A 22868-nucleotide genomic window follows, 5' to 3' on the forward strand; every position below is an offset into this window, starting at 1 on the left:
TACCAATGGACGTTCGATAGCCGCTCAGTAGAAGTTCATCGGACGGTCAATCGACATTCAGCTGGCGTTCAATGGGCATCCGCAGACGGCGCGCTCGGCGGTGCAACCTTTCGCATTAGCACGACCATTGGAACCGCGATGACAAAGCACACGAAGATCGCGAGGAACGCATCGGCGTAGGTCAGCGTGTGAGCCTCGCGCATGGTCAGCGCCCAGAGTTGCTTCAGGGCGGCCGCATTGCCATCGCTGATCTCGTTGTTCAACGTCATCGCGTGCGTGGTTGCCTCGTTGAGGAAAGCAGCCATGGACTCGTTGCGAATGTTCAGATGTTCCGCCAGACGCAGGAAGTGCAGGTTGGTCCGGTCGTTGAGGATCGTCGCGCAGGCGGCAATGCCGATGGCGCCGCCCAGGTTGCGCATCAGGTTGAATAGCCCGGATGCCAGCTTGAGCCGTGCCGGCGGTAAGCCGCCAAGCGTCAGCGTAACGGTGGGCGCCACGGCGAACTGCTGCGCCATACCCCGCAAGGCCTGCGGAAATAGCAGCTCCGCGCCGCCCCAGTCGTGCGTGATCGGTGCGAAATTCCACATCGATAGCGCAAACAGGGCGAGGCCGAACATCAGCAGCCAACGTAGATCTACGCGGTTCGCCAGGTAGGCGTAGAACGGTATCGATAGCACCTGGAACAGGCCCGTGGAGAAGATCGCCAGCCCGATCTGCAGGGCGCTGAAGCCGCGTACCTGACCTAGGAACAACGGTGTCAGATAGATCGTCGCGAAGATTCCGATGCCGACCACGAACGAGAAGAAACATCCGAGCGCGAAGTTGATGTCCTTCAGCGCGCGTAGATCTACCACCGGGTTCTTGTACGTAAGCGAACGCCACAGGAAACCGATGCCGGCCAGCCCCGAGATCCAGGCCGTGGTCAGGATCGTCCGGTCGCCCAGCCAGTCCCAGCGGGGGCCTTCCTCCAGGGTGTATTCGAGACAGCCAAGAAACAGCGCCATCAGTACGATGCCGAGGTAGTCCGCCCCCTTGAGCAGCGACCAGTCGGGCTCGTCGATCTTGACCAGCGCCGGCACCGCGATCGTCACGAAGATACCCGGCACCAGGTTGATGAAGAACAGCCAGTGCCACGAAAAATTGTCGGTGATCCAGCCGCCGATGGTCGGGCCAAGGGTGGGGGCCAGCGACGCCAGGCCACCGATGATCGCGGCAGCGGCCACACGCTGACGCCCCTGGAAGAACGCGAAAACGGTGGTGAAGACCATGGGGATCATCGACCCGCCGAGAAAGCCCTGCGCCGCGCGGAAGGCGATCATGCTCTGGATATTCCACGCGATGCCGCAGAGCAGGCTGGTAGCCGTGAACCCGGCGGCCGATGCGGCAAACAGCCAGCGTGTGGACATGACGCGCGCGAGCCAGCCGGATAACGGGATGACGATGATCTCCGCGATCAGGTAGGCGGTCTGGACCCACACCGTCTCGTCCGCGCCTGCGGACAGCCCACCACCAATATCGCGCAGCGACGCGGAGACGATCTGGATGTCCAGCAGGGCGATGAACATGCCCACGCACATCGAGGCAAAGGCGAACACCCGCGCACCCATCGGCAGTTCGCCGGGTGAGTGTATCGGGGTAACGGGTGGCGCTACGGGTGGAACCGATGACGCCTGCGCAGCGGAAGGCGTGCTGACGTCGGCGCTCATGACTTGCTCGCTGCCGTGTCTGCCGTCACCACCTTTGCGGCCTTCGTATCGACTTCCGCCACCACCGACAGGCCCGGGCGCAGGGTGCCGAGCCTGGCATCTTCGTCATCCAGCACGATCCGCACCGGCACGCGCTGCACGATCTTCGTGAAGTTGCCGGTGGCGTTCTCGGGAGGCAGCACGCTGAACTGCGCGCCCGTGGCCGGTGCCAGGCTTTCGACGCGGCCGTGGAAGACCTTGCCGGGCATCACGTCGGCCACGATCGTGGCACGCATGCCGGGCCGCATATGGGCAAGCTGGCCCTCCTTGAAATTGGCATCGACCCAGAGCCCGCGTGCCGGCACGATCGACAGCAACTGTCCGCCGTTGGGCGCGTAGACCCCGACGCGCGCGCGGCGGTTGCCCACGGTGCCGTCGACCGGCGCGCGAAGTTCGGTGTAGCCAAGATTGAGTCGGGCGATGTCGCGCTCGGCAATCGCCTGGGTCAGCGATGCCTGCGCCTGCTGCCTTTGCGTGGCGATCACATCGAGCTGGCGTAGGGCGGCTTCCGCGCCGGCCTTCGCCTTCTGGCCGTTGGCGACCGATTGCTTGTAGTCGGCATCGGCCTTCTGAGAGCTTTGGATCGAGACCGCCGATTTCTCGACCAGGCTGGCGTAGCGGGCCTGGTCGTCCCGCGCCCGCTTGGTTTCCGCATCCACCGCCGCCACACCGGCGCGGGCCTCGGCGATCACCGCCTGCTGCAGTTTTTCCCGTGCATCGAGATTGGCGATCAGCGCCTGCTCGGACGCGACCGCGCCCTCCGCTTTGGCCAGCGCTGCGCGATAGTCGCGGTCGTCGATGCGTGCCAGCAGATCTCCCGCGTGCACCTGCTGATTGTCGGTCACCAGAACCTCCGCGACATAGCCCGGCACCTTCGCGGCAATCAGCGTCACGTCACCGCCTACGTAGGCGTCGTCGGTCTCTTCGGTAAAGCGGGATTCGGTCCACCAGTGATAGCCGTATCCCGCGGCTGCCACGACGAGCAAGGCGCCCGCGCCACGTATCAGCAACGCCCGCCGGTTGGTGCCAAGCCTGGCCGGGGCTGCCTTGGAAGGAGCGGCCTCGGCGGGGGCGCGGCTCGCGGTGGTGGTGCTTGTCATGACTGTGCTCCGTGGTTCCATGGTTAGCACGCGCCCATCGTGGGCGCGGTGGTATTCGAATCGGATGGCTGATGCTGAGCGGCGCGTTCCAGGCGCGCGCGCAGGCCCGGACCCGCAGCGGGGCCCGGCGCGAGGTAGTGATCGGATGCGGTGATGGGGGTGCCGGTGGCCGTATCCACCAGGGCGAATTCCACCGGGCGGCCGGTGCGGCGATCCATGAGACGTACCAGTTCGCCCTCCTGCGAGAAGTGGCGGCTCCCCCATGCCAGCAGGGCCAGCAGCACGGGACGGAAATCGCGCCCGAGATCGGTCAGCAGGTATTCGTCGCGGGGTGGGTGGGCGCTGTACTGGCGCCGGGTCAGCAGCCCGTCGTCCACCAGACTGTTCAGTCGTCGCGTCAGCATGTTCGGCGCGATGCCAAGCACTTTCTGGAACTCGTCGAAGCGGGTCGTGCCGTAGAACGCCTCTCGCAGGATCAAAAAGGTCCAGGGGTCTCCGACGCGCTCGATGCCACGTGCCATCGGGCAGGGCGCATTGCGATGTGACTTTCTGAACATGGCAGTCCGTCCTCAAAAAAAGACGTTGCTATCAATATGAAAGTTAGTCTAGGCTAGTCACTAGCATCATGCAAGAAACAGTTTCAGGAACCGTTGCATGAGACCTGACGAAAGGAATCGAGATGGCACCGAAAGCACTTCCCGGCACCCATGCCCAAGGACTGGTTCAACGCACCGCGCGCGCCGTGGCCCTGGCTGCCGCCACACTCGCCGCACTGGGCATGGCCGCCTGCGCGGTTGGGCCGGACTACCGCACGCCGGATAGCGAGATGCCAAAGCAGTACCAGCACGCCGCCGACGTGGCAGGGATCAACGACGCGCGCGAACCAGTGGCGCTGGATACGTGGTGGGCCGGTTTCCAGGACCCCGTACTGACGAAGATCGTCGAGCGGGCCCTTGAACAGAATCTCGATATGGCGGCGTCGATTGCCCGCGTAGCGCAGGCCCGTGCCGCCGCCAACTTCGCTGGGGCCGAGTTGCTTCCGCAAGGCAATGCCTACGGCGACGTGACCAAGCTGCATCAGTCCGTACAAAGCCCGCTGGGCAAGATCGGCAGCACATTCCCCGGATATGACCGCAACCAGACGCTCTATTCGGTGGGCGCCGCGGCCACATGGGAAATCGACATCGCTGGCGGGCTGCGGCGCGGTGCCGAAGCGGCCAACGCCGAACTGCAGGCGGCAGAGGCGAACCACATGGGCGTTCGGATTCTCGTGGCAGCGGAGGCGGCGGACGCCTACTTCCGTGTGCGGGGTGCGCAGGCCCGCATCGCCATCGCGCAGCAGCAGGTCGAGACCAACCAGCGACTGCTTGATCTCGTGCGTTTGCGGCTGGCCGATGGCATCGGGGCGGAGCGTGAGCAGGCGCAGGCCGAAGCCCAACTCTCGCAGACGCGCGTCACGATTCCGCCGCTGCAGATCGAACTGGAAACTCAGCTCAATCGTCTCGACGTCCTGATGGGCGCGCAACCGGGCACCTACGCAGCCGAGTTGCGCGATTCGAAGCACGACACGCAGGCGGTGCCACAAGTCGCCTTGGCGCAGGGCCCGGCAAACCTGCTGGAACGTCGCCCGGACGTCATTGCCGCCGAACGCAGGCTGGCGGCGTCGAGTGCGCGCATTGGCGTGGCCACGGCGGAGTACTACCCGAAGGTTTCGCTATCGGCATTGCTTGGATTCGAAAGCCTGTCCGCCGGCAAGCTGTTCACCGCGCAGGCCTTCCAGCCTGCGGCGGCGGCTGGGCTGCGCTGGCGGCTGTTCGATTTCGGCCGGGTCAATGCGGAAGTCGCGCAGGCCAGGGGCGCCAATGCCGAAGCGCTGGCTACCTATCGCAAGTCGATGCTGCAGGCGACGGAGGACGTCGAGAATGCATTGATCTCGCTGGCGCAGCTCGAATCGCAAAACCGCGAACTCGCCGTAGAGATCCGTGCGCATGAGCGTGCGCGAAATGCATCCGAGGATGCCTACAAAGGCGGGGTGGTCAGCCTCTATGAAGTGCTGGACGAAGACCGGCAATTGCTGGCTGCACGCGACCAGCAGGCAAGGGTGCAGGCAGATAACGCGCGGGCGGCGGTATCGGCGTTCCGTGCGCTGGGAGGTGGATGGTCCTGAGCCATTGGACGTGCCTCTGTCTTACGCTTAAAAGCGCATTAATCGACGCATACACGCCTCACCCAAACGATTTGCGGGGAATCATGGCGATATTCACCGCAGATCATGCGGTAAATATCTTGCCCGTGCGGCGAATGCCGGCCATAATCTCCGCATGAATCGCGGCGAATACACCTACATCTGGCAAGCCCCCGACTGGCCCAACTGGCGCTACGACCTCGGCGCGCTAGCCTCGCAGATGGCCGAGGTCAGTCGCGCCCAAGGCATGTTGATGGGGCGACTGGCAGACCTCGGCATGGGGCTGCGGGATCAGGCGTGCCTGGCGGCGCTGACCGACGACGTAGTCAAGACCAGTGAAATCGAGGGCGAGCATCTCAGCGTGCATTCGGTGCGCTCGTCCATCGCACGACGGCTCGGTGTTGAAATCGGCGCGCTGGCGCCCGTCGATCGACATGTCGATGGCGTCGTCGAAATGGTGCTGGACGCCACCACCAACAGCCAGGCGCCGGTGACCCAGGCGCGGCTGTTCGGCTGGCACGCGGCGCTGTTTCCAACCGGCTATTCGGGCCTGTCGCGGATCAACGTCGCCCACTGGCGCGACGACTCGGCGGGGCCCATGCAGGTGGTTTCCGGCCCGATCGGCCGACAGCGCGTGCATTTCGAAGCGCCGCCCGCCGAACGTCTGCCAGCGGAGACGGACCGCTTCCTGGCATGGATCAACGCCGCGTCTGGCGAAGCCCCATTGATCCGCGCCGGGCTTGCTCACCTGTGGTTCGTGACACTGCACCCGTTCGACGATGGCAATGGCCGTATCGCGCGCGCCATCGGCGATCTGATGCTGGCGCGGGCCGACGGCAGCACGCAACGCTTCTACAGCCTGTCCGCCCAGATTCAGCGCGAACGCAACGCGTACTACGACATCCTCGAACGGACGCAGAAGGACGCGATGGACGTCACGCCGTGGTTGTCATGGTTCCTTGAGACGTTGCACCGCGCGGTGGATCAGGCGCAGGTCACGCTCGACGACGTCCTGGCCAAGTCACGCTTCTGGCAGCACTGGGGCACGCAGGCGCTCAACGCCCGGCAGATCAAGGTGTTGAACCGGTTGCTGGACGGATTCGACGGCAAGCTCACGAGCAGCAAATGGGCGGCCATCGCCAAATGCTCCAGCGATACTGCGCTGCGGGACCTTAACGATCTGGTCGAGCGGGGGATGCTGCGCAAGGCGGCGGCGGGCGGCCGAAGCACCAGCTACGAGTTGAACGACGTGGCAGGCGACGGCAATCGCTGAATTCGCGGACTGCCATACCGGGCGTTCTGGGCACGCTACCGCCCCGGACGCACCGGCGCGCACGATTCGCCCAACATAAGATCCATCGGTATCACCACGCGCCGCGCCTCGCCAGCGTAGTGGCCTTCGAGCCGGTCGAGCATCAGGTTCGCCGCGGTCTTTGCCGAAAGCGCGGTGTTGAAGCGGAGCATCGTCGGGGGCGGATACATCAGTTCGAGCGTTTCCGGCGTGCCAAGCGCGATGACGGACAGATCGTGCGGCACTTCAAGCCCGGCCTTGCGCGCCTCATAGAGCGCCCCTGAAAGCAGACGCGTGCCCAGCGCGATCACCGCCGTCGGCGGTTGCTTCAGCGCCAGCATCTGCTTCATCGCGGCGCGCGAGGAGTCCATCGAGGGCAGGGTGCACACCAGCGCGGGATCGAATGAAAGCCCGACCTCGGCCAGTCCTTCCTGATAGCCGAGCAGCTTCTCGCGGCCTGGACGGATGCTTTCCTTTGGCCCGAAGAACGCAATGCGCCGATGGCCGAGTTGCTTCAGGTAGCGCACCGCCAGGCTCAGTCCGGTTCGATGGTCGATCAGCACGCAATCCCTGGGCGATGCCGTTTCGCGATCCATGATGACGATCGGCAGGTCCGCCTTGGCGAACAGGTCTTCGGCCGGGTCCGAACTCTCCATGCTCAGTGACGCGATGATGCCCTCAAGCCGGCGCGTCTCGAATAGTTCGACCAGCAGGCGGTCGCGGTGGTGCTGGTTCCGCGTGGTGCCGATCAGCATCGAATAGCCGGCGGCGTGCATATGCGCCTCGACTTCGCTGAAATGGGCCGCCAGCAGCGGATTGCTGATATCGGTCGTCAGATAGCCGACCGTTCGACTGCGCCCGGTACGCAGATGGCGCGCGGCGAAGCTCGGCTCGTAGTCGAGTGCTTTCACCGCGGCCAGCACGCGGCCGCGCAGTTCCTGGCTCGCATAGCCGTTGCCGTTCAGGACGCGCGACACACTGCCGACCGATACCCCCGCCGCCTGCGCCACATCGCGCACCGAAGCCTTTCCCGTCATGGTCTTCCCTAATGAAAACGTTCCACAGTTGGACGCCGATTTCCTCGCTGGGTAAATTAATACCACACGGAAAACGATTCCACATCTGGAACTACAACGGAGACAACATGACCGCGACACGCCCGATCCATCCGGAAGTGCAATGTTTTGACGAGGCTCTGGGACAAACCCCGCCCGCTGGCGGCCGACTGGCGGGGCGTCGCATTCTCGTCGTCGGGGCCGGACAGCGCGTCATCGATGATCCGGACCCGCCCGTCGGCAACGGCCGCGCGATCTCGCTGCTGTTTGCGCGTGAAGGCGCCACGCTGACCTGCGTCGATATTTCCGAACCTGCCGTGGCGGAGACGTGCAGGCAGGTGAAGGACCTGGGCGCGACCGTCTTTGCCGAGGTGGCCGATGTCGAACGCGCCGAGACCATCGCGCCGCTAGTCGAGCGCGCGGCTCGTCAGATGGGAGGCCTCGACGGCCTGGTCATGGTGGTGGGCATCTCCAGCGCCTTGCCGATCGATAAGCAGGACGCCAACACGTGGGACCGCGAGTACGCCGTCAACGTGCGCAGCAACATGCTGTTCGCGCAGCAGGCCATGCGCCATATGGAGCCGGGTAGTTCCATCGTGCTGATGTCATCGCTGGCTGCCTTGCGCAACAGCAGCGGCAACCCGGCCTATGAGTCGTCAAAGGCCGCCCAGGTGGCGCTGGCGCGTTCCATTGCGATGGCCGGGCAGAAGCAGGGCATCCGCTGCAACAGCCTGTTGCCGGGGCTCATGGACACGCCAATGGGCCGTGCCGCCACCGCGCGACGGCCCGCGCGCGTCGGTGGGGCGCTGCCGTTCGGCCGGCAGGGCACCGGGTGGGAGGTGGCGTATGCGTGCCTGTTTCTGATGTCGCACGAATCGTCGTACGTCAACGCGCACGCGTTGCAGGTGGATGGCGGACTGGCCGCCGGTGTGGCCCTGACGGCCTGAGGAGCGCGGCATGGATGCATCCCTTGTTCGCGCCCGGCCGCGCGGGTTACGCCCATCATGCCCGTCATGCCGGTGGCGTGCCCTGCTGCCGACTGCCTTGTCCATCGCGACGGTATGCCTTGCAGCCGTGACGCCCGTGCCGGGCCATGCGGCTTCGGACTATCCGAACCGGCCCATCAAGCTGGTGCTCGGCTTTCCGCCCGGTGGCAGTACCGATGTAGGCGCCCGGCGGGTGGCTGACCAACTCGGCAAACGGCTCGGCCAGCCGGTGGTGGTGGAGAATCGTCCGGGCGCGTCGGGCAATATCGCGGCCGCCTATGTCGCCAAGACGCCGCCGGATGGCTACACGCTGTTCTATGGCACCAATACCACGCACGCGATGAACGTCAGCCTGTATCCGAAACTGGGCTACGACCCGGTGAAGGATTTCGTTCCGATCGTGCTGATGGGCAAGGTCTGGAATGTGCTGAGCGTGAATCCGTCGTACAAGGCCACCTCGCTGGCCGAGTTGATCGCGATGGCCAAGGCCGCGCCGGGACAGATCGACGTCGCGACACCGGGAAACTCGACCAGTCCGCATATGTCGCTTGTGCTGTTGGAGTCCAGAGCGGGCATCAAGGTCACGCACGTGCCGTACAAGGGCAGCGCCGCGGCGCTGAATGACGTAATGGGCGGCCAGACGTCCGTGCTCTTCGACAACCTGCCGGCCTCGCTTCCCTATATCAAGGCAGGCAAGCTGCGCGCGCTGGCGGTTTCGTCGCCCCAACGGCTGTCCATCCTGCCTGACGTTCCGACCTTCAACGAACTCGGCATCAAGGGCTACGAAGTTGCAGGGTGGGGCGCGCTGTGGGCGCCGGCCGGGACACCGCAGGCCATCGTGGACCGGCTCAATCGCGAGGCCAATGCAGTCCTGAAGGATCCCACCATGATTGCGCAAATGGAGGCGCTGGCATCTGACACTCAGGGCGGTACGGCGAAGTCGCTGGCAGCCTTTGCCGCAGCCGAAACGCAGCGCTGGGGCGAGGTCATCCGCTCCGCCGGACTCAAACTCGACTAGACAACGCAGGAGACAATCATGGCAAGACTTCCATACTTCGATCTGGAACAGGCATCGCCGACGTACAAGAAGATGATCGGCGCGCGTCCGCCGCTGAACCTCTACCGGATGCTGCCCCATGGCGGCGCCGTGGGGGAGGGATTCCTGGCGCTCGGTGGCGCGATCCTGCGCGAATCGGAACTGGACCCAACCTTGCGCGAGCTGGTGATCCTGCGCGTTGGAGCGCTATCGGGGGCATCCTATGAAATCCATCAGCATCGGCGCGTCGCCCGAAAGGCAGGGGTGCCGGAGAACAAGATCGAAAGCGTGCTCGACCATGGCGCCGCCGAGCCGGACCCAAAGGTGTTCACCGACCTCGAAATCCGGCTGATCCGATTCACTGATGCGGTCGTCCGGGACGTCAAGGCGCCGGCCCCGCTATACGAGGCCGTCGCATCGGTGCTATCCAACAAGCAGCTGATTGAGGTGCTGATGACGATCGGCTTCTATATGCTGGTCAGCCGCTTCCTGGAGAACCTTGAGATCGATATCGAGAATCCACCTGTGGTCTGACGGCCGCCCCCCAGCAGCGTGTTTTCCTCAGGAGGGCCCCCGGACGCGGTTGTGCCAAGGCAACGAGGTCTGTACGATGCCGGCACCGTGGCTGGCTCGGCGGAGAAAGCACGCTCGCCGCCCGGCCCGACTTCGGACCACCCACGCCCGCGGGGCGGGCGCCTCAGGAAAACACATGCAAAAAACCCGGGTTCTGCTGATTGCCGCCTTGGCGGCCCCTTTGCTTGCGGCCTGCGCGGGCGGCGGTAACACCCCCGACTACATCCAGTCGCAGGAACCCAAGCGCATCCACTCGAATGCCAGCGTAGGCGACCTGGTCCAGTGCCTGAAGAGCAAGCTGCAGGAAGAAGCGACCATCGTCCCCTATGCGGAACCGGGCAAGGTCGATATCCGCATCGGCCACGCGTCCGCCTCCGAGATGCGCTACTTCTACCTGATCTACCTCCGCGCCGCCGCCCAGGGCTCGGACGTGGAAATCCGCAGCGCGGGCGAGTGGCACCCGATCCTGCGACAAGGCCGTATCGAAGGCATCGTCGAAGACTGCAAGCCCGGCACCGCCAGCGCACGCGGGTAATCCCAGGCCATCGGCCAACTCACCATGTCGTACCGATTCGCGCGGGCGTTACGTAACACGTAACACCGGCGCGACGGCGACGTTCGCCACCAAGGGCCTTGCACCGGCCGTCTGAAACGCCCGTAAGTCATTGAAAGGATTGATTTTCAAGTTGTTCAATCGAGCGAATCCGACGTGGACGCCTTCAGCCGTGCCAGGGCTGGCACGCGGGTTGCGGATATGGAAGCGTCAAGGCTCAGGCCAAGGCTCAAGCAGTGGAGCCCCAGGCAGATCCCCGACCTACCACCCCAGGCTGATACCTGCACAGCCTGGGGTCTTTTTTTGGGGGAAGGGGGGATGGCTGGGTTTGGCCATGAAGGGACGCATCGTCCGATGCGTCGCCGAGACATTCAGGTGGCAGATCCAATCAGCAAGTGCTCGTTCGATCGTCGAGAGAGGCATTGCGTTAGCCGCGCGCGCCCAGCCCGTCCCGCCTGCATCCCGTATCCCATGTCGTTTGAGCGGAAGCGCGCGGGGTTGATGGAAAGGAGACTGCCTTAGCAGGGGAGCTCTTTCGCGCAATATCAAGCTCTGATCAAAGAAACTCCAGCGCCAAACTCTCAGGGTGCGATGTTCCCGTATAAATGAACCATTGCGCGCCGGACGCCAAAACGTAGACGTAGTGTCGATCAATTTCGCCGCGCCCCTGACCATGGGTCAGGGTGAACGTAGCGGGCTGACCGTCCACCGTCCCTTGCGTCGTGACAGAATTGGCAACGCGCCACCTCGCCGGATTCTCATACGCGAAGACGAGTTGACCATTGAGGACCGCTGGGACACGGCGGAGCGAGTTCCATTCAGTGGATTGATAGAACGGGACCATGGTGTTCGATATTCTTGATCTAGTTTCCGCCCAGCGTTGGTTCGGTCCTGTAACCGCCACGATGCCCGGCACTTTGGGCGATCCCCAGTTTGATCCGGGCGACAGACATGGCAGTCTCGTCGTCACTCAATTGCCATCCTGAAGTTAGCTGACGAGTCATGAACTGCTTGTTGTATAGAAACGGCATAACAATCTGAAAAAATCCAAATGTAAAAGCAGTCAAAATCAAGTGCATGATGCCTATGCCAATCTCGCCGCGAAATGTCGGGACAAGCCAGCCGAAGAAAAAGTAGGTCCAACAATAGCCGACGTACCCCTTTTTCACGAGCCCTGAGCTTTGATGTCTGATCAGAACAGATTTCTGCGGTCCCATTACGCTTAGACCAATAATGATCGGCAGAAAAAGCAGAAAAACGAAAAATATAAGCACTATTAACCAATGCCAAACAGAGAACGATCCCATTTTATCTTCTCACTCAATTAATGCCACACACAAGCAATTACAATTGCACTACCCGGCTCGTGCGCAGACCGACTGTGCAATATTCTCGGCAATTGTACCCGGATATATGGTTTCTTCATGCTGAGCGTATAGTGGAATTTCCGCACCATCAACCCGATTCCCTTGGCCATCAAAAAATGCTATTGAGGTAGAATGCCATGAAATCGACCGGCAATTAATTGTTTGCGAAGTGACAATCATAGTAAATCGCTTCCCATTGGGCGATTTACCAGGCTCCGTCTTTTTTAGGAAGACGGTGCGCTCATTTCCAATTATCCTCACGCTATCTGTATTCCACGAAAGCGTGTCGTCAATCGGCTCCCAGGCAGCATGCGAAGCTGAAACCGAGGTCGCCCCGATGGCAAATGCAGCAATAATCTTGGTGGCGAGTTTCATTTGTTGCTCCAACTTACTCACTATCAAGATAGGCATAACGCAAGGGCACTACTTTGCGACGGCTGCCGGTGAGTTTGCATTTGGTGCCATGTGAGGATAGGGGCGCTTATCAGCTTTCGCAAAACCACATGGGTTGACTTCAGTAAAACGGCAAGCGGGAGCGGCTAATCAGATAGCGCTGGTAGCCGATCCAGTATCGAAAGCAGTGTTGCGGGTTGCCAGTGCCCAGGCAGTGCGAGTCAGCTTGTTCCCGACGGCACAGGCCACGACGTCGGGGTGCCGTCGCTCCAGCATGGCACGGTCCCAATCTGCGAGCTGGCCGAGGCATGTAAGCCCCTGGCGCACTGAACGAGCAAGCGCCGGATGTTAGCTTTGCCGCCCTTGCTGTATTGGCGATGCACGAGTCAGAACGACGCCGCAAAGTCCCTGCTACCGTCAGGAACTGGTAGCTACCAACTCAGTTCAACACCGAAAGACTCCCAGGGCTATTAATCGCAAACAAATCGTGCCGTAATAGGATGCTGTGCACCTTTGCACCGATTTCTACATCAACACAAGAAGCGAGATGCATTACAACTTCAAAAAGCCGGCCGCTTGCCTTTTTCTGTCCGCTGTCGCACTTGGTGGACTTTTCGCCTGCGGAGATGGAAAGCCATCTGAATCCGACGCAAAGAAGGCTGTCGCAGCCAAATTTGATGGCTGTAAATACATCAGCCTGTCGGATTTCAAGCAGATCGGTGATGCCGCCCAAGGTAACAACGCTAACCTCTACTTCGTTCAGGCGACTTACCAACTCAGCTTGAGGCTGGACAATGAGCAGAGCGATCGTTTGAAGGACTCAAATCAGATGCTCAACGTGAGGAACGACATCAAGCGTGACTGCCCGCAGGTTCCGGATGACAAGATCTACACCCTGGTGACCAAGGGAGTGGATGGTGGTGGGAAGAATGCGGTGACGTTCGATCACCAGAACATGTGGCTCGTCAAAACGGACAACGGGTGGCAATTGAGAGATGGTCTCTGAGGCAAGCCTTCGGAAGCCTTCGGGAGACTTTCACTAGATCGAGGAGGATTCCACGCAAGACCGGGGTCCACCAGTTTCCACGATCATCATGAACAGCGTTTTCTGGGAATGCCCGGAATCGGCAAGCAAGGCAACCATTTGTCCGTTACCGCACCTGGCAGGGTTGCCGTCGTATGGCCCGCCAATCAGGAAGAGGGGCCGTGGCTTGCCTTCCGCCATCCAGCCGGCCCAAGGTTTGTCAGGCTCGTTGAACTTCAGTTTGTGCCCGAGATCGCCCATGATCACCGAATAGAACTTGAAAGCGCGGGCAAAATCGTTAACGCCGACAAAAACGTGCGAAATCATCTGGTTCTTCCCCGAAGCAGGCATTAGCGCTGTCTGACGATAGCATGGCGGCAGCGCGTATGGCGCCTGCGGTGGCCTCGGCTCCTATCCAAAGCGAACACAATAAATCGGTGGCAAATGAGCTGAAATCAATTGCCATTTTTCGCCACCGTTGTCAGACGCCCAAAGCGCGCCGGTGGTCGATCCCATCGCCAGGCGCGTGCCGGAGTCATCGACGGCGAGCCCGTGCCGATACACCAGGTCATAGGCCGGTGCGGTCGGCAAGCCAGCCGAGAAACGCTCGAACGTGCGCCCGCCATCGCGCGTGCGCGTGACGACGAACTGGCCGTCCACCGGGATCCGGCATTGGTCCTTCACGGCGGGTACGAACCACGCGGTGTCCGGGTCGCGCGGATGCACGGCAACGGCGAAGCCGAAGCTCGATGGCTGCGCTTCAATCCGTTGCCAGCGCATCGCCCCGTCGGTCGAGCGGAAGATGGCGCAATGATGCTGTGTCCACAACACATCCGGGTTGGACGCGCATTGCACGACGCGGTGCGGGTCCTGCGTGTTGGCGTCGCCGCGCTGTTCCGGTGGCATGTAGTCGGCCTCCATGCCATCGGCAGTCAATTGCCAGGTCGCGCCGCCGTCGCTGGTTTGCCAGACGCCACCGCACGACACACCGATCGTCACGTGCCGGCTGTCGCGCGGATCCACCATCACGGAATGGATGCCCGGCGCATCGTAGCCACCTCCAAACCACCCGCGACGCTCCGGACGATCCCATAGCGCGCGGTTGAGTACCCATGTGTCGCCGCCATCGTCGGAGCGGAAGAGTCCACCGGGAATCGTGCCGGCCCACAAGACGCCCGGCTCGTCCCCGCCGCCTGTCTCGAGCGACCAGATTTGCTGAAGCGACCACGGAGGAGAGGGTGGGCTGGGGGCGGTCGCGCTTGCATCGTTCGCGCCACTAGCGGTTTGCTCGTCGGCTGGCTGTGGCGGGTAGACAGGCACCGCGCATTCTTCCCACTCGTCCATGCCAGCGCGCCGGCGATGCAGTTTCACGCCGAAATGGCCGAGATTGAGCGCCGCATACAGCGATCCGTCTCGCCGGTCAGCCAGCACCATGTTCACGGGCTCACCGATGAAGTGGGGCTCGCCGAGCGTCCAGCCGCCTTTGCCGTCGGCCTGCAACACAAACAATCCCTTGCGAGTTGCAACAAGCAACCTGTCGCTCATGTCTAGTGCCTCCTCGCGTGTCAGTGGATTCCCGCTATCCGCCCGACAGCGCTTGTATGACGTGCACCTGGCTTTTCTCGCCGAGCGCATCGGACAGATGTTGCCGATCGAGCACCCGCCGGCCGTCCACAAACACGGCAAGATGCCTTCGCAGCGCCCCCTGATCGTCGAGGATATAGCCGCGCAGTTGGGGACGATCCGCGAAGACAGCCTCGAGCGCTTCGCCAAGCGTGCGCGCGTCGACCTCGCGCTCAGGTGTTGGAATATGGCGCTGAATCGAAGCGGCGAAGAAAATGTGCGCCATAACGGGGCTGCGCTGGAGCGGGGCCTGGGTGGTGGTTTTGTAGTTTAGGCGATCCGGAATGGGCGTTGAGGCATCTCGAAATGCCGCTGACACGCCAGCCGCAGCGGCGCGGTGACGATGGATTTGGACCTGAACGCTCGCCGCTCGATGCCCAACCCGGACCACCTTATGGCCTCCATTTGCTTGTGCGTGCACAGCACTCCAGCACGCCGCCATACGCTAGACTCCCGACACCGCCCCACTGACAATTCGCCCCCCGGAGACCCCATGCCCCCCTGGTTCGCCAAGCTCGCCGGCACACTCGGTTGCGCCCTGATGCTTCTGACCGGCCCAGCCGGAGCCGCAGGCGCAGCCGACCCCGCCACACTGACCATCGTGTCCGGCCCTCAGGAGCGAAGCTGGACGCGCCAGGAACTGCTCAAGGATCGCCGTCTTGTGTCGGTGACCGTGGAAGATGACAACCTCAAGCGGCGCCTGACCTTCAAGGCCATCCCGCTGGCGGCGCTGTTGCACGGCTTGCCGGTTGCCGCCGATGCCACGGCCACGACCGCAGCCAGCGACGGATATATTTCCCACCTGCCGGTGCGGCTGCTGGTTGCCGAAGGCGCAGATGCGCCGCGCGCGTGGCTGGCCGTGGAAAATCCGGCTGCACCGTGGCCGAAGCTCAAAGGGCAGGACATCGGGCCGTTCCGGCTGATCTGGACCGTGCCAAAGGGGCACGCCCATAACAAGATCAGCGAGAGCAGCGAGATCAACGAGAGTCTCTGGACCTACAGCATCGTCCGGATCGACGTGACCGTATCGCCAGCCGAGCGCTTCGCCGCCATCCGGCCGGCTGCGGACCTGCCAGCCGACAGCACGGTCGTGCGTGGCTTCGCCACCTTCCAGCGCGTCTGTTTTTCCTGCCACTCGATGAACCGGATGGGCGACGCCACGCTGGGTCCGGACCTGAACGTGCCGAACAGCGCCGTGGAATACCTGGGCGACGAAAAGTTGAGCGCGCTGATCCGCGATCCGCAATCGCTGCGCTGGTGGCCGGGCTCGCGCATGTCGTCGATCGACCAGAGAACCCTGTCCGATGCCGATCTGAAGGACCTGCTGGCCTATCTGCATCACATGGCCGGGCGAAAGGCGCCATGAGGAAGGAAAGAAGAGGGGCCTGACTTGCCGGGCGCATGGGGCTACCATGCGTCAGATACGCACCCGCGGGAAAAAACAACAAAGGGAATCGTGACCACGACCGATTCGACGCACCCGATCGACAGCACGCGCGACGGCAGCCGGCTGCGCGACTTGATTGCCGGCTGTTCGATAGCCGGTCTGCTGCTACCCGAAGCGGTAGCGTACGCGGGCATCGCCAATTTGCCACCGCAGGCCGGCCTGATCGGCCTGCTGGTGGGCCTGGTGGTCTACGGTCTGGCCGGCACCAGCCGGTTCGCGGTGGTTTCGGCCACGTCGTCGTCCGCCGCGGTGCTTGCTGCCATCACGCTTTCGATGTCCGGCGCCGACCCCGCGCAGCGGCTGTTGCTGGCCGCGGGGCTGGTGATCCTGAGCGGCTTCTTCCTGATGTTGGCCGGGCTGGCCAAGCTGGGCGGCGTCACCGAATTCATTGCCAAGCCGGTGCTGCGCGGATTTACGTTCGGCCTGGCCATCACCATCATCCTCAAGCAACTGGCCAGCGTGGTGGGCGTCCATCCCGCGCACAACGATCTGCCTCGCTTCACCTACGAAATGCTGGGGCAACTCTCGGCGTGGAACGTGAATGCGCTCATCGTCGCGCTGGTTGCGCTGGCGTTGCTGTTCGGCATGTCGCGCTGGAAGAACGTCCCCGGCCCGCTGGTGGTGATCGTGCTCGGCATTGCCGCCTCGCATGGGGTGGACCTGCATCACTTCGGGATTGGGCAGGTCGGCACGATCGATCTGGCGGATCTGTCGTTCTCGATTCCCGACCTGTCGCGCAGCCAGTGGCTCAGGCTCGGCGAACTGGCCTTCGCGCTGGTGCTGATCCTCTACGCGGAATCCTACAGTTCGATCCGGAGTTTCGCGCTGAAGCACGGCGACAGCACGTCTGCGGACCGCGACCTGCTCGCGCTCGGCTTCGCGAACCTCGGCTCCGGGCTGTTGCATGGTATGCCGGTGGGTGCCGGATACTCGGCCACTTCGGCCAACGAGGCGGCCGGGGCGACGTCCCGGCTGGCTGGATGGTGCGCGGCTGTGGTCGTCGCCGTGATCGTCGCGCTGTTGCTGCCGCAACTGGCGCTGACCCCGGAACCAGTGCTGGCCGCCATCGTGGCCTACGCAGTCAGCCATACGCTGCGGCTGAGTGTGTTCCGGCCCTATTGGTCCTGGCAGCGCGACCGCGTGCTGGTGGTGGCGGCGTGCGTGGCAGTGCTGCTGCTTGGCGTGCTGGATGGCCTGCTGGCCGGCATCGGGGTAAGCCTGCTGCTCACGCTCCGCAATTTTTCCGAACCTCGGGTCAGCCAGTTGGGCCGACTGGGCACGAGCCACAACTACGTGGATGTCTCCAAGCATCCCGAAGCCACGATTCCTCCCGGCTTGCTGATCGCGCGGCCCGAAGCGCCGCTGTTCTTCGCCAATGTGGAACGCATTCTGCTGCGCGTGCGGCACCTGGCCGAGGCGGAGCAGGGCGCGGTGCACACGGTGATCATCAGCCTGGAGGAAACGCCCGACCTGGATGGTTCGACGATCGAGGCCTTGCGCACGTTTGCCGCGGGGGTAGCCAGCCGTGGCCGCCGACTGTTGCTGGTCCGCCTGAAGCCGCCCGCGCTGGACGTACTGACGCGCTCGGCCGACGATACGCTGCCGCTCGGCGCCCTGCATGAACTCAGCGTGGACGAGGCGGTGCAGTCGCTGGCCCTGGAAACTATCGGCACCGATACGCCGGCAACATGAACGCCGCGACGATCCGACGATCGGACGATCAGGCCATGATGTGTCGTAGCTGAGCCCACCACCGCAGCAGGGTGTGCATGATCCGCTCGAAATCCTGCGCAATGGGCTGAATCAGCGATCTGAGCGCCTGGCCAAGATCCTCGCCCTCGCGCTTCGGCTCGTGCTTCGGCTCACGGTTGCCACGTGTGGTCGATTCCGCCCGCAGCTCCGGCGCGGTGGCATTCGTGTTTTCACCGGGCATCAGGCCTGGCAGGAATTCGATGCCGGTACGTTTCACCAGTTCGTGATAGCTGATCGGCTTCGACGGACGAGCCTCGTTGGTGTTCGCGATCCAGTGCGCCCAGGCGCGATTCGTGGTGGGGTCGTAGACCAGCTTGAAGTAGTAGCTGGGCACCCAGACGCGGCCCGCGCCGATGGTTTGGGGGCGATCGGAGAATACGGGGCCAGAGATCACGTAGACATCGCCCTTGGCCCGCATGGCGTACTTGCGCGTAGCCGATTCGATCGAACTCCACGCCTCGCGGTTGTTCTTTGGCGCCTGTGGCGTCATGTTGGCCAGGCTGAACGATTGCGCCATGGCCTGCGCAGTGGGCTGATCGCCTGCCGGCGCCAGGTGGCCACGATCCCATCCGCTGCCGCGGTAGTCGTCCAGCTCGGCGCGTTCGGCTCGCGGTAATCGCGCGTCGGCGAAGAACTGGTTGGTCCGCTTTTCATCGCGGGCATCGACAAGCTGGGATCTCGATAATCGCTCGGCGACGTAGACTGGCGTCTTGCTGCGGCCCGAGTGCATGACCGCGAACGCGTCGTAGCAGAGCGGCCGTAACTTCAGGTCGGACGTGACGGTGACTCGCGGTGGCGCGCTGTGGGCAAAGAACTGGCGGCATTGGGAAAAGTCCGCCATACCTGCGGCGCCAGCAAGCACGGGCGCCATCCCCAGGATCAGGGAAATCACTAACTTCTTCATTGTTCTGGTGTCACGAGTGGGACCAGATTGACTGCGCAAGCGCCAATACGTTCACTCGAAAAATCAAAATCCGACAGTCTTCGTTTCATTCCGGGCCGTGCGCGAACGCCGCGCCCGGGCGATTGGCATGGTCCGCCAAGTCATGGCGCGATGGGTCAAGCAGCAGGCATCGCGGTTGGCCACAATCATTTCCAGACGGCGCGCGGGTGTCTCCGGATTGCCCGCACCACGGTTTCTGGCGTGGCCGCCCTCAACCCACAACGCCCAAGGAATGAAATCATGCAAGTCAATCCCCTCACATGCTCGATCGGCGCCGAACTGGCGGGTGTGAGTATCGCCGATGTTGCGCGCGACGATACGCTCTTCGCTGAAATCAAGGCGCTCCTGCTCAAACATCGCGTGCTGTTTTTCCGCGACCAGGATATCTCGCGGGCCGACCACGTGGCGTTCGCCAAGCGCTTTGGCGATCTGGAAGATCACCCGGTCGCGAACTCGGTGCCCGAGCATCCGGGCCTGATCGAGATCTACAAGAGCGAGAAGCGGGATCACTTCGAGAACACGTACCACACCGATGCCTCGTGGCGCGCCTGTCCGCCCAAAGGTGCGGTGCTGCGCTGCATTTCCTGCCCCGATGTCGGTGGCGACACCATCTGGGTCAACATGGTAGAGGCCTACAAGCACCTGCCGGAGGACATCAAGGTAAAGATCGCCGGCCTGCGAGCCAAGCATGGCATCGAGCATTCCTTCGGCGCGATCATGACGACCGAAGAGCGCGAGGAGCTGGTGCGGAAGAACCCGCTGGTGGACCACCCCGTGGTGCGGACGCACCCCGAAACCGGCGAGAAGATCCTGTACGTCGGGCCGTTCTCGACGCACTTCATCAACTACCACACCCCGGAAAACGTGCGCTTCGGGCAGGACAAGACCCCCGGCGCGAGCCTGCTGCTCAACTACCTCATCAGCCAGGCGGCGATTCCCGAGTATCAGGTCCGCTTCCGCTGGAAGCCCAATAGCGTGGCGCTGTGGGACAACGTTTCCACACAGCACTATGCCGTGAGCGACTACTGGCCCGCGCCGCGCCGGATGGAGCGAGCCACGATCAAGGGCGATCGTCCGTTCTGATCCGCGCGCAACCGAGCCGAGCCGAACAGGGCAGGGACGGCCGCTTACGCGGGCTGGCCCGCCCTCCAGCGTGTCGGGGACACACCGAACTGCGCGGCAAACCAGCGCGAGAACGTGCTGACCTCGGAGAAACCGAGCAACGTGGCCACCTGCGACACCGGGTACCGCTGGTCTCCCAGGTAGCGGTTGGCCAGCCCGCGGCGCACCTCGCCGAGCAGCGTGGAGAACTCGATGCCTTCCTGCTCAAGCCGCCGCTGCAGCGTGCGCGAACTCATGCCGAGTTGCTGGCCGACCTGTTCGATGCCGCTGCGCCCACGCGGCAGCAGCAACTGAATAGCCCGGCGCACGTTGGACGCCGTGGACGCCTGCTTGCCGTGCGGACGCTCGTCGAGAAACTCCTTGGCATAGCGGGCCAGATTGACGTCGCCGAGCGGATTGGGCCGATCGAGGTCATGCCGGTCGATCGTAATGCCATCGAAGTCACAGCCGAACTCGACCCGCGTGCCGAACAGGCGCTGGTGCACATGCAGGCTCGCCGGCGCGGCATGAGAGAAATGAACGCTGCGCGGCTTCCAGTGACCACCGAGCATCGACTTCATCAGGCTCTGCAACGCGCCGACCGACAGTTCCACCGGCTGACGGCCAGGATTAGGCCGCTCGGTAATGACCTGCTGGTGGACGATGGCGATATCGTCGAATTCCTCCACATGGACCGCGACGGATTCGCTGAGCAGATGGCGGTAGGTCTCGAGCTGGCCCAGTGCGTGGCGCAGCGTGGGCTGATGCTGCAGTAGCAGACTGATCGGGCCGAAATCCGACATCCGCCAGGTTTCCGCCATCAGCAAGCCGATCGACGCCGATGCGCCCTGGCCGGTCTGCTCGCTGCTTTCCAGCATCCGGGCGAGCCACGGTTCCGGGACGTGCAGATCCGGCGAGAACATGCAGGCTCTGTCGCCACCGACATGCTGGATCAACCGGTCGGCGTCGATGCCAACGGTGCGGGACACTTCGGAAAATTTGACGAGGAGGGCGCTGCGAATCAGAGTACTCATGGCATCACGGGGGCGGAGAAGCGGCAAGTGTTATCTGATGATTTGGGGAGCCGGACAAGAGGGGATTGCCCTGATCCGGCTCCAGCCCCTGTGCCGGGGCTTCACGCGGTCGATGCGGGAAACAGTGACCGGCTCAGGCCGCTCAGGCCGTCTTGCGCAGGAAGCCCTGGTTTCCGCCGTTGCGGTTGGGGGCAAAACCGTTGGCCTGCAGCGATTCCTCGACGGTATCGTAGAACTCGCCGATGCGGCTGATCTGGCGCGCCTGCTTGGCCGTGGCGATCTCGCGGCCAAATTCGCGCGAGATCCGCACGAGCTGCTCGATCTGCTTTACGGTGCTCATCTTCTCGGTGCGCGACTGGTTCCACAGGCAGTCCTCGGTGCCACAGCGTACGTGCAGGCCCATCGAAATGCCCATCATGTTGACCGGCAGCACGTTGCGCACGTTGCTCTCCACCGTCACCACCGCGCCATCAGGCACGGCACGGATGAAATTGGCCAGGCTGTAGACGCTCGGCGTGTCCATGCCACCGGCGATGGCCACCCAGTTCATGACCAGCGGCCCCTTGTAGAAGCCCCGGCGCATCAATCGCTCCACCGACTCGAAGCTGTTGAGGTTGTAGCACTGGAAGGCACTCTGGATGCCCTTGGCGGTCAGGCGGCGCACGTGTTCTTCCACCCAGCCCGGCTGCGCGGGCACCGTCATCTCCTTGTAGGCGTTGAAGATGGCGGCCCGCTCACGCGACGTGCCCTTGAAATCGGCGTCTTCAGCCTGGTCGGTGACGTTCATCTGCGACGTGTTCACCGTCACCGTGACCTGGTCCGGCGTGGGTTCGAGATCGGCCAGCATGTGGCGCGTGTCGTCCGAGAGCCATTTTGCGGCCTGACCTTCGTCCTCTGGCGCGAACGAGATCGATCCGCCGACCTGGATGATCATCTCTGGCACTGCCTTGCGCACGCCCGCAATCAGCTCGTTGAACTTGGACAGGCGCTTGCTGCCCTTGCCGTCCAGTTCGCGCACGTGCAGATGCAGCACCGTGGCGCCCGCGTTGTAGCAATCCACCGCCTTCTGGATCTGCGCTTCCATGCTGACCGGGATCTCCTCGGGGAAGTCCTCGGGCAGCCAGCCCGGCGCGTAGGGCGCGGCGGTGATGATCAGGGGCGGCTGGTTCTCGGGGAAGAGGTGACCGTCGAGGAAGTTCATGGTGCGTCTCCAGGGTGTTGGTTTTGGTGGGGATGATTGCCGTGGTGGCTTTGCAAGCCTGCCCTTTGAGTATCTGGAGCATTCCCCGCCTGCGCTTGCTTATCTGGGACAGGCATTTGCTTTTATGGGACATGCGCAGGACATAGCCGGGACTGGCATGGCGGCAGGTTCCCGCCGGGTCGCCCCGACGTGCCGGTGGCGCGATCGGCATGACTCTGTCGCGCATTGCCAAGCACCCGGGGGAGTGACGCCACAGAATCCGTCCCAAGGCTGGCACGGGCTGCTCCGTGGCATCGAAGAATGCGATCCCGCCAACAACTCCACCCGACGTTTTCATCCATCCGGAGCGAGACATGCGTAACCCAGGCCCCCACCTGCATGCACCGAATCGTGCAGGCAAAACTCACGCCACCACCACGCCACCTGCAATCCGCCGCCGGCTAGTCATCGCGAGCGTCG

General features: G+C 63.2%; 22 protein-coding genes and 2 pseudogenes. 10 read left to right on the forward strand and 14 right to left on the reverse strand.

All coding sequences use genetic code 11. The features are described 5' to 3' along the window. Positions 1-68: 68 nt before the first annotated feature. The 3 genes from D769_RS13975 to D769_RS13985 are packed head-to-tail and all read right to left on the reverse strand — an operon-like array spanning position 69 to position 3402. A complete protein-coding gene (locus tag D769_RS13975; RefSeq protein ID WP_080709806.1) occupies positions 69-1706 on the reverse strand; it encodes a DHA2 family efflux MFS transporter permease subunit in 1638 nt (545 codons plus the stop codon). After that, positions 1703-2845 (reverse strand): HlyD family secretion protein, encoded by a 1143-nt coding sequence (locus D769_RS13980; RefSeq protein WP_008646088.1) that lies wholly within the window; start codon positions 2843-2845, stop codon positions 1703-1705. The genes D769_RS13975 and D769_RS13980 overlap by 4 nt, the downstream gene beginning before the upstream one ends. 23 nt (positions 2846-2868) lie before the next feature. Further along, complete coding sequence (locus D769_RS13985) at positions 2869-3402, reverse strand: helix-turn-helix domain-containing protein (protein ID WP_035883637.1); 534 nt, start codon at positions 3400-3402, stop codon at positions 2869-2871. Between the two features lie 122 nt (positions 3403-3524). Between D769_RS13985 and D769_RS13990 the strand changes: the two genes are divergently transcribed. Continuing rightward, positions 3525-5012 (forward strand): efflux transporter outer membrane subunit, encoded by a 1488-nt coding sequence (locus D769_RS13990; protein ID WP_008646092.1) that lies wholly within the window; start codon positions 3525-3527, stop codon positions 5010-5012. A 154-nt stretch (positions 5013-5166) separates the two neighbouring features. Then, positions 5167-6303 (forward strand): Fic family protein, encoded by a 1137-nt coding sequence (locus tag D769_RS13995; protein WP_008646094.1) that lies wholly within the window; start codon positions 5167-5169, stop codon positions 6301-6303. A 35-nt stretch (positions 6304-6338) separates the two neighbouring features. Here the strand turns inward: D769_RS13995 and D769_RS14000 are convergent, their stop codons facing one another. Further along, positions 6339-7358: a LacI family DNA-binding transcriptional regulator gene (locus D769_RS14000; protein WP_008646096.1), complete on the reverse strand. Its 1020-nt coding sequence runs from the start codon at positions 7356-7358 to the stop codon at positions 6339-6341. 107 nt (positions 7359-7465) lie between these two features. On the opposite strand from D769_RS14000, the gene D769_RS14005 reads away from it, so the two are divergent. The 4 genes from D769_RS14005 (at position 7466) to D769_RS14020 (ending at position 10506) form a co-directional block, all read left to right on the forward strand. Beyond that, the gene (locus tag D769_RS14005) at positions 7466-8323 is read left to right on the forward strand and encodes an SDR family oxidoreductase (RefSeq protein ID WP_008646097.1); all 858 of its coding nucleotides are present in this window, start codon (positions 7466-7468) and stop codon (positions 8321-8323) included. A gap of 97 nt (positions 8324-8420) precedes the next feature. Then, entirely contained in the window at positions 8421-9380 is a 960-nt protein-coding gene (locus tag D769_RS14010; protein WP_008646098.1) for a tripartite tricarboxylate transporter substrate binding protein, read from the forward strand. An 18-nt stretch (positions 9381-9398) separates the two neighbouring features. Further along, positions 9399-9932: a carboxymuconolactone decarboxylase family protein gene (locus D769_RS14015; protein ID WP_008646099.1), complete on the forward strand. Its 534-nt coding sequence runs from the start codon at positions 9399-9401 to the stop codon at positions 9930-9932. A 175-nt stretch (positions 9933-10107) separates the two neighbouring features. Continuing rightward, positions 10108-10506 (forward strand): hypothetical protein, encoded by a 399-nt coding sequence (locus D769_RS14020; RefSeq protein ID WP_008646100.1) that lies wholly within the window; start codon positions 10108-10110, stop codon positions 10504-10506. Between the two features lie 574 nt (positions 10507-11080). Here the strand turns inward: D769_RS14020 and D769_RS14025 are convergent. The 4 genes and pseudogenes from D769_RS14025 to D769_RS31050 form a co-directional block, all read right to left on the reverse strand. Beyond that, positions 11081-11368 (reverse strand): hypothetical protein, encoded by a 288-nt coding sequence (locus tag D769_RS14025; RefSeq protein ID WP_008646101.1) that lies wholly within the window; start codon positions 11366-11368, stop codon positions 11081-11083. Positions 11369-11387: 19 nt separating this feature from the next. Then, complete coding sequence (locus tag D769_RS14030) at positions 11388-11831, reverse strand: hypothetical protein (protein WP_008646103.1); 444 nt, start codon at positions 11829-11831, stop codon at positions 11388-11390. Positions 11832-11879: 48 nt separating this feature from the next. After that, entirely contained in the window at positions 11880-12266 is a 387-nt protein-coding gene (locus tag D769_RS31830; RefSeq protein WP_152414991.1) for a surface-adhesin E family protein, read from the reverse strand. A 168-nt stretch (positions 12267-12434) separates the two neighbouring features. Further along, positions 12435-12697, reverse strand: a pseudogene (locus tag D769_RS31050) (IS110 family transposase); the annotation flags it as partial. A 134-nt stretch (positions 12698-12831) separates the two neighbouring features. Here D769_RS31050 and D769_RS14035 point away from each other — a divergent pair. Continuing rightward, positions 12832-13290: a hypothetical protein gene (locus D769_RS14035; protein ID WP_008646104.1), complete on the forward strand. Its 459-nt coding sequence runs from the start codon at positions 12832-12834 to the stop codon at positions 13288-13290. Positions 13291-13323: 33 nt separating this feature from the next. On the opposite strand, the gene D769_RS14040 is transcribed toward D769_RS14035, so the two are convergent. The 3 genes from D769_RS14040 to D769_RS14050 form a co-directional block, all read right to left on the reverse strand. Continuing rightward, a complete protein-coding gene (locus tag D769_RS14040; RefSeq protein ID WP_008646105.1) occupies positions 13324-13635 on the reverse strand; it encodes a Glyoxalase/bleomycin family protein in 312 nt (103 codons plus the stop codon). Positions 13636-13719: 84 nt separating this feature from the next. Beyond that, complete coding sequence (locus tag D769_RS14045; protein WP_008646107.1) at positions 13720-14853, reverse strand: hypothetical protein; 1134 nt, start codon at positions 14851-14853, stop codon at positions 13720-13722. Positions 14854-14887: 34 nt separating this feature from the next. Beyond that, entirely contained in the window at positions 14888-15157 is a 270-nt protein-coding gene (locus D769_RS14050) for a MoaD/ThiS family protein (RefSeq protein ID WP_008646108.1), read from the reverse strand. A gap of 267 nt (positions 15158-15424) precedes the next feature. On the opposite strand from D769_RS14050, the gene D769_RS14055 reads away from it, so the two are divergent. Both D769_RS14055 and D769_RS14060 read left to right on the forward strand, forming a co-directional pair. Beyond that, entirely contained in the window at positions 15425-16297 is an 873-nt protein-coding gene (locus D769_RS14055; protein ID WP_008646109.1) for a cytochrome c, read from the forward strand. Between the two features lie 90 nt (positions 16298-16387). Continuing rightward, positions 16388-18070, forward strand: a complete 1683-nt coding sequence (locus D769_RS14060) for a SulP family inorganic anion transporter (protein WP_008646110.1) — start codon at positions 16388-16390, stop codon at positions 18068-18070. A 226-nt stretch (positions 18071-18296) separates the two neighbouring features. Here D769_RS14060 and D769_RS14065 read toward each other — a convergent pair. Continuing rightward, a pseudogene (locus tag D769_RS14065) lies at positions 18297-19001 on the reverse strand (DNA/RNA non-specific endonuclease); the annotation flags it as partial. Positions 19002-19313: 312 nt separating this feature from the next. Between D769_RS14065 and D769_RS14070 the strand changes: the two are divergent. Then, a complete protein-coding gene (locus D769_RS14070; protein WP_008646112.1) occupies positions 19314-20156 on the forward strand; it encodes a TauD/TfdA family dioxygenase in 843 nt (280 codons plus the stop codon). Positions 20157-20200: 44 nt separating this feature from the next. Here D769_RS14070 and D769_RS14075 read toward each other — a convergent pair whose 3' ends face one another. Together D769_RS14075 and D769_RS14080 are read right to left on the reverse strand one after the other, a co-directional pair. Beyond that, entirely contained in the window at positions 20201-21208 is a 1008-nt protein-coding gene (locus tag D769_RS14075; RefSeq protein WP_008646113.1) for an AraC family transcriptional regulator, read from the reverse strand. Positions 21209-21350: 142 nt separating this feature from the next. After that, positions 21351-22409 carry a 3-keto-5-aminohexanoate cleavage protein gene (locus tag D769_RS14080; protein WP_008646114.1) on the reverse strand — a complete coding sequence of 353 codons (1059 nt, stop codon included), beginning with the start codon at positions 22407-22409 and terminating at the stop codon, positions 21351-21353. Between the last annotated feature and the right edge of the window lie 459 nt (positions 22410-22868).

Source organism: Cupriavidus sp. HMR-1, assembly GCF_000319775.1.
Classification (GTDB): Bacteria; Pseudomonadota; Gammaproteobacteria; order Burkholderiales; family Burkholderiaceae; genus Cupriavidus; species Cupriavidus metallidurans.